Below are 5,929 nucleotides of genomic sequence, written 5' to 3'. Positions count from 1 at the left end.
GATAAATTTAGACGTTTTAACCATCGATCAACTGAAAAAGTTTATAAAGAACTTATGCTTTATTTATTTGGTCGAAACATCAACAAATATCACAAATTTATAACAGGTCAAATAAAAGAATTTGAAGGAAAAACTTCAGAAGTAGCAGCTTAAAAATAAATCCACCAATAAAATTAGCTACTTTTATTTGTCATGCCCAAAATTAATATTTCTTTAATAAAAAAAGAACTCAATAGTTATGGTTAACTTCTAAAAAGTCCCACAACTAGCGAGTTCTTTTTATTCATGAGCTAAAATTGTAAAATTAGCTATTTCCCGACAATCCCTTCCTTTTATCTAATCAGCTCTTAAATCTATCTCCTCGACTTAATCGTATCTTTGTTTAATTACCACAACTGATGGTGACTTTGTCTATAGTTTGTCTTCAGTCTGAAAGGAGCTAATTGCTCCTTAAGGCAAGATTATATATGATTACTAAAAGGGTAAAGGTAAAAACAACTAGTACACTAGCTAAAAAACCATAGGCAAAGAGGAGAACACCATTGACTCCAGTAAGATTATAAACTATCTCAGCGATTTTAGTCATTTTCCCCCTCCTGCTCTGGGTACACCAAGTCTACTAGCATTTTAATAATATCCAAGGAAATATAAGCACCTACTATAAACCCAGTCAATGGAAATAAAATGGTAAATATGGTTTCTTGCATTTTCCCCAAATCTCCTCTCTCATCACTTACAACAATATCACTAATACCCTATACCGTCAATTTAAAAATATTGCCATATCAGACTATATATTTTATAAAATTAATTTTAACATTTCTAGACAAAAAAGCAAGGGTTATTGCCCTAAAACAATAACCCCTTTCTTTTACAACTAATAAATACTTCTCTTTTTTAAAAAAACAAATAATACAACTAAAGCTATAATAGTTAATAAGAATTTTATTACTAAAGGATTGACAAAATAATCAATCTCCAATTGGTATAAATTATTATTTTTTAGTAAAAAACTTAATAAATCCTGTTCATTAACCGTATAAAAAATTTTATCTAATAAATATTTATACATAAAAATCGGCGAATAAATATATAAGTTCATAAAAACAAGATTTAATATTAAAAAAATCACAAAATATATGTTTGTAGAAAATGAGTAAGTAAAAAGATAACCAAGGATGTATAATAATAGGGAGACAAATACAATCAACAAATAAATTCTAATATAAATAACAATATTATCAATAGCATTGATAGAATAAACATCCAACAAATTTTTAAAATTTTCTATGTTAGATGCTAAAAACCTCGAAGTAATATAAGTGAAGAAAATATTAAAGATAACTGTTAATAAAACCATTAAATTCAGTAAAACGAAATAAATAAGCATTCTGGTAAAAAATAACTTCCTGTTATCAAAATATATCTCTTCTACTTTTATAGTTTTAAGCTCCCATTCTTTGCTTAGGGGAAAAGAAAAACTTATAGATAAAACTATTGGAATTATTAAAGCTACATATCCTTGAAAAATAGCATAATTCCCATTTTCAAGACTGAATAGCAAGGCTTTTGCCATATCGGCATAATGGGTAATAAAAAATTCTTCTCCATTTTTTAATAGGATATTTCCTAAATCATATCCTGTTAAAATGTAAATAATATAAAAGATAAATAACATAACAAAGTATAAAGCAATTGAAAGGATAAAAGGTAAGGAATTTTTTAATTTAATAATTTGAAGTAAATACATCTTTAATTATTCCCCTCTATAAAACTTTTGTATATTTCTTTTAAATTTTCAGCTTTAACTTCAATATCTTCAATTAGCACACCTTCTTTTTGTAAAAGCAATAATTCTTCTTCAAATTCTTTTTTGTTGCCATATTTTTTTTGATAAGTATCTCCCTTAACTCTAATGTAATTATACTTCCTTAAAACGTTATCTTCCTTTGATTTAATAGTAACATTAGTTAATCCTAGCTTTTTAAAATTTTCAAAAGTATCATTAAAAACTGCTACTCCATTTGCTATGATTACTAACCTATCAACTATTTCCTCTATTAAATCATAGTTATGGCCAGTTACAAGTATTGCTTTTCCCTTCTCTTTTTCTTTAATCAGTAATTTTTTTACTGCTTCCCATCCATGATAATCTAGACCAACGGTAGGCTCATCCATAATAATATATTGACCTTGTCTAATTAAAGCACAAGCAACGGCTAGGCGATGTCTTTGACCTAAAGAAAATCCTTTAGCTTTTTTTTGTAAAAGTTCCTCTGTTAAATTAAGAGCTGATAGAATATCAAAAGTAAAATGATCATTAATTTTTGTCTTACCGGATAAAATTTTCAAGTTATCATAACCTGATAAATGGGGATAAATTGGTGGTTCATCAAAAACCACGGAAATTTTATCCCTAACTTCTTCTAACTTTTTACCATCAAATGTTATATCCCCACTATCTTTAGTTTCTAACCCCAAAGCTATCCGAATCCAAGTCGTTTTACCACTGCCATTTGGACCTAAAAGAAAAACTATATTACCCTGATTAACAGAAAAGGATAACCCTTTGAGTACTTCATTATTTTTAAACTTCTTCTTAATTTTCCTACTTACTATCCCCATTATTTTCCTCCTTTACCTTAACAGCTCTATAACAGCCCGATTGTTCCATTTCATAGCTATATCTAAAGGAGTGTTACCATCAATATCCCTAATACTTTTATCTGCACCAGTTTCTAAAAGGGCTTTTACAATATCTAAAGTTACTGTTTCATCAAAGGTTTCAACAGCAATATGTAAAGGTGTTCTTCCAAAATCGTCTTTTTTATTTACTTCAATTCCCTTTTCTAGTAATCTTTTAACCAAATAATAATCCCTCATAAAAACTACTTGGTGTAAATAACTAATACCTGAATTATTTTGATAGTTAACATCTATTCCTTTTTCTAAATAAAAATCTACAATCTCCCTTCTACTAGTTTCATTTTCTATCACAAGCATATTAAATAAAGGTGTAAATCCTCTATTATCTACTACCTCTAGATTTAAATCATAATTTGTATATAGATAATTTAAAACATCATAATTACTAACATAAAACAGAATATTTTGTCCTAAATTGTTTTTAGCATATACGTCAAATCCCCTCGAAATGATATATTTCAAAAACTGTAGATTACCTGATTTGGTTGCTAAATGAATCATTGTCTCCCCTTGATCAGTTTTTTCCCACTCATCTAATTGAAATGTCAATAAATAGTCATAAATATCTTGAGAACCGGAAAGGGCAGCCCAGTGTAAGGGGTTTTTGTCTAAATCATCGGTGTCATCTAACTCTACACCTAATTCTACCAGTTTTTCAATTATTTCAAGTGACTTTTCCCTTTTTAAGGCAAATATTAAAGGATTTTCTCCTCTATGATTTTTTGATTTGATATCATAACCTAAGCTTACCAGTAGCTCAATCATTTCAATATCTTCTTGATCTATAGCAACTATCATAGCATTACTATATATTCTTCCAAAAATTTCTTTATTAACATCGGCACCCCTTTCAACTAAAAAGCTAACCATCTGTTTATTCCCTTTTTCAACTGCAATAAAAAGAGGCAAGTGACCGAAAAATAATTCTTCATCATTTAAATCAATATAATATTTATCTAATATTTTTTCTACTTCTTTTAAATCACCATTATAAACCGCTGTTTGCAATCTTAATGATACTGTTTCTTCTCCAAAATTAGCAGGGACCATAAATTTATAAGCCATGAGTATTATAGCAATAGTCAGTATAATATAACTTAAAACCTTAAAATATTTATTCATTTTCCTCTCCCCCTTAATATATCTTTTTATTATATAAATTTATTATATTAACTATAAACAATACTATTAACACCATAAAAATCCACGTAAAAATTTCCCATATATTTTTATTTATAAAGGAATCATGAATAATTATTCCATAGTACCCTAGCTCTGAAAAAGAAAGTATTTTATCCAAAGCTTTGAAATAAACATCAGCTGGTGCTGCTATGATTTGGGATATAACTGAATTAAATCTGAAAAAAGGAGTAAATCCAATTAACATCCCTAAAGCTGGTAATTCAGAAAAGTATGTAATAGCAATTGCCACTAAACTATAAAAAGAAATTGCAATAATTATGATAACAAGGCTTTGAAAATACTCTACTATATTATTAAAAAAATAATAATTTAAATTAATTTCATAGTGTGCTAATAAATATCCATATATTTTATTAACTTGAAACCAAATAAATGAATTTGTTATTGATAAGATAAGTGTAGAGAATAGTATCGTAGTTAATAAAAAGGTTATTAAAGCTAATAATTTATTAAATATCAATACTAATGGTGACATATATGTTAATTTTACTTTTATAGTTTTATGTCTAAACTCTTGTCCCATTTGCAAAGCTGCTACTATTACAAAGACTATGATTGAAATGGTATAAAAAAAATATATACTGTTCATAAAAGAAAATACCGGATGGATAGGTCTTAACAAATTCTCAACAAATCCACTATTAATAAGACCCCATTCTTTTAAAGTAACAGGTGTATTATAATATTCTATAATCTGATTTTCTAATAATATAACTACATTATTAAAAAAATAACCAAATACATTTAATAAATTAAAAATAAAGATGAAAAAGAAAATTACATAAGTAAATTTACTTTTAAATATCATCCGCAGTTCATTTAAATAGAAATTCATATATTTTACCCCCCCTTCTTATTAGAGTATATCCAATTTTATGAAAATACTATAATTAGTTTAACTAAGAAAGCTTTATGATGTCAAAATTTTTCATTAAATTTTAACTTTTCAGATAAAAAGCGCCATTCGGCGCGCTTAAGTTCATTTATATTTAACTTGAAAACTTAAACTAACTGTTATTTACATTTTCACTTTCAGAGAATATATAGGCTGACAAACTATATGTTACGGCAAAAATACCCGTGCTAATTAAGTGACTTCGGTTTAAGATATACCCTACAAAAACACTCCCAAGAAACCCAAACAAAATAAATCTATATTTGCGAAATATATGTTTTTTCTTAAAACAGCCCTTGAGTTTATTAAATTGTTTAGATTTACTATCTAAAATCTCGAAAACAATGTTAGATATTATCAAAACTATAAAAAACCATATAAACCTGTCAAATAGATCCATTTCCACACCCCCTCGTCTATAAACCATGGTTGTTTATAGGGTTACTTCCTTATTGCCTTTTTCAAGGCTAACTTGTTCAAATTCTTTCTTAATTTCCAATTGTTATACTTGCATTACACCGTATGTCTTTTTGGCTATATTTTACCATAAAATTTTAACAAAATACAAATATTTTTCTAATTATTTTTATTATTTATTGTCCCTGATAATTTAAAGTTTTTTAGTTAATTGCTCCTTAGTAATTATTCCTTGTAATATCCTCTCACATATTCCCTCAATCTCTGGGGTTTTCTAATCCTTCCATTACAAGGCTACCTTTCGTACACCTTATAAAAAAGGAGTAAATCCATTATTTTTATGTCTACTCTTGTCCTATTTGCAAAGCTGCTACTATTACAAATACTATGATTGAAATGGCATAAAAACATCTAATAAATTAAAAACAAAGATGAAAAATAAGTGAATTTACTTTTAAATATCATCCGCAGTTCATTTAAATAAAAATTTTACCCCCTTTTATCAGGGTATAGGTAATTTTATGAAAATACTATAATTAGTTTAACTATGAAAGCTTTATGATATCAACATTTTTCATTGAATTTTAACATTTCCAGATAAAAAAGCAAGGGCTTGTCGGGAAATAGCTAATTTTACAATTTTAGCTCATGAATAAAAAGAACTCGCTAGTTGTGGGACTTTTTAGAAGTTAACCATAACTATTGAGT

General features: G+C 27.1%; 6 protein-coding genes. All 6 read right to left on the bottom strand.

Features of this window, described 5'->3' with window-relative positions:
- Nucleotides 1–439: 439 nt before the first annotated feature.
- A complete protein-coding gene (locus BMX60_RS12150; protein ID WP_177159808.1) occupies nt 440–586 on the bottom strand; it encodes a hypothetical protein in 147 nt (48 codons plus the stop codon).
- On the bottom strand, nt 579–707 hold the full coding sequence (locus tag BMX60_RS12400; RefSeq protein ID WP_278276559.1) for a hypothetical protein: 129 nt from the start codon (nt 705–707) through the stop codon (nt 579–581). Before BMX60_RS12400 ends, BMX60_RS12150 begins: the two co-directional genes overlap by 8 nt.
- A 170-nt stretch (nt 708–877) precedes the next feature.
- Nucleotides 878–1,750 (bottom strand): hypothetical protein, encoded by an 873-nt coding sequence (locus BMX60_RS11480; RefSeq protein WP_091351578.1) that lies wholly within the window; start codon nt 1,748–1,750, stop codon nt 878–880.
- 2 nt (nt 1,751–1,752) lie between these two features.
- Nucleotides 1,753–2,625 carry an ABC transporter ATP-binding protein gene (locus tag BMX60_RS11475; protein ID WP_091351577.1) on the bottom strand — a complete coding sequence of 291 codons (873 nt, stop codon included), beginning with the start codon at nt 2,623–2,625 and terminating at the stop codon, nt 1,753–1,755.
- Nucleotides 2,626–2,637: 12 nt separating this feature from the next.
- On the bottom strand, nt 2,638–3,828 hold the full coding sequence (locus BMX60_RS11470) for an ankyrin repeat domain-containing protein (RefSeq protein WP_091351576.1): 1,191 nt from the start codon (nt 3,826–3,828) through the stop codon (nt 2,638–2,640).
- 13 nt (nt 3,829–3,841) lie between these two features.
- A complete protein-coding gene (locus tag BMX60_RS11465) occupies nt 3,842–4,744 on the bottom strand; it encodes a hypothetical protein (RefSeq protein ID WP_091351575.1) in 903 nt (300 codons plus the stop codon).
- Between the last annotated feature and the right edge of the window lie 1,185 nt (nt 4,745–5,929).

The sequence above is a fragment of the Anaerobranca gottschalkii DSM 13577 genome (assembly GCF_900111575.1).
GTDB lineage: Bacteria > Bacillota > Proteinivoracia > Proteinivoracales > Proteinivoracaceae > Anaerobranca > Anaerobranca gottschalkii.
This window is presented reverse-complemented; position numbering and strand designations above follow the sequence as displayed.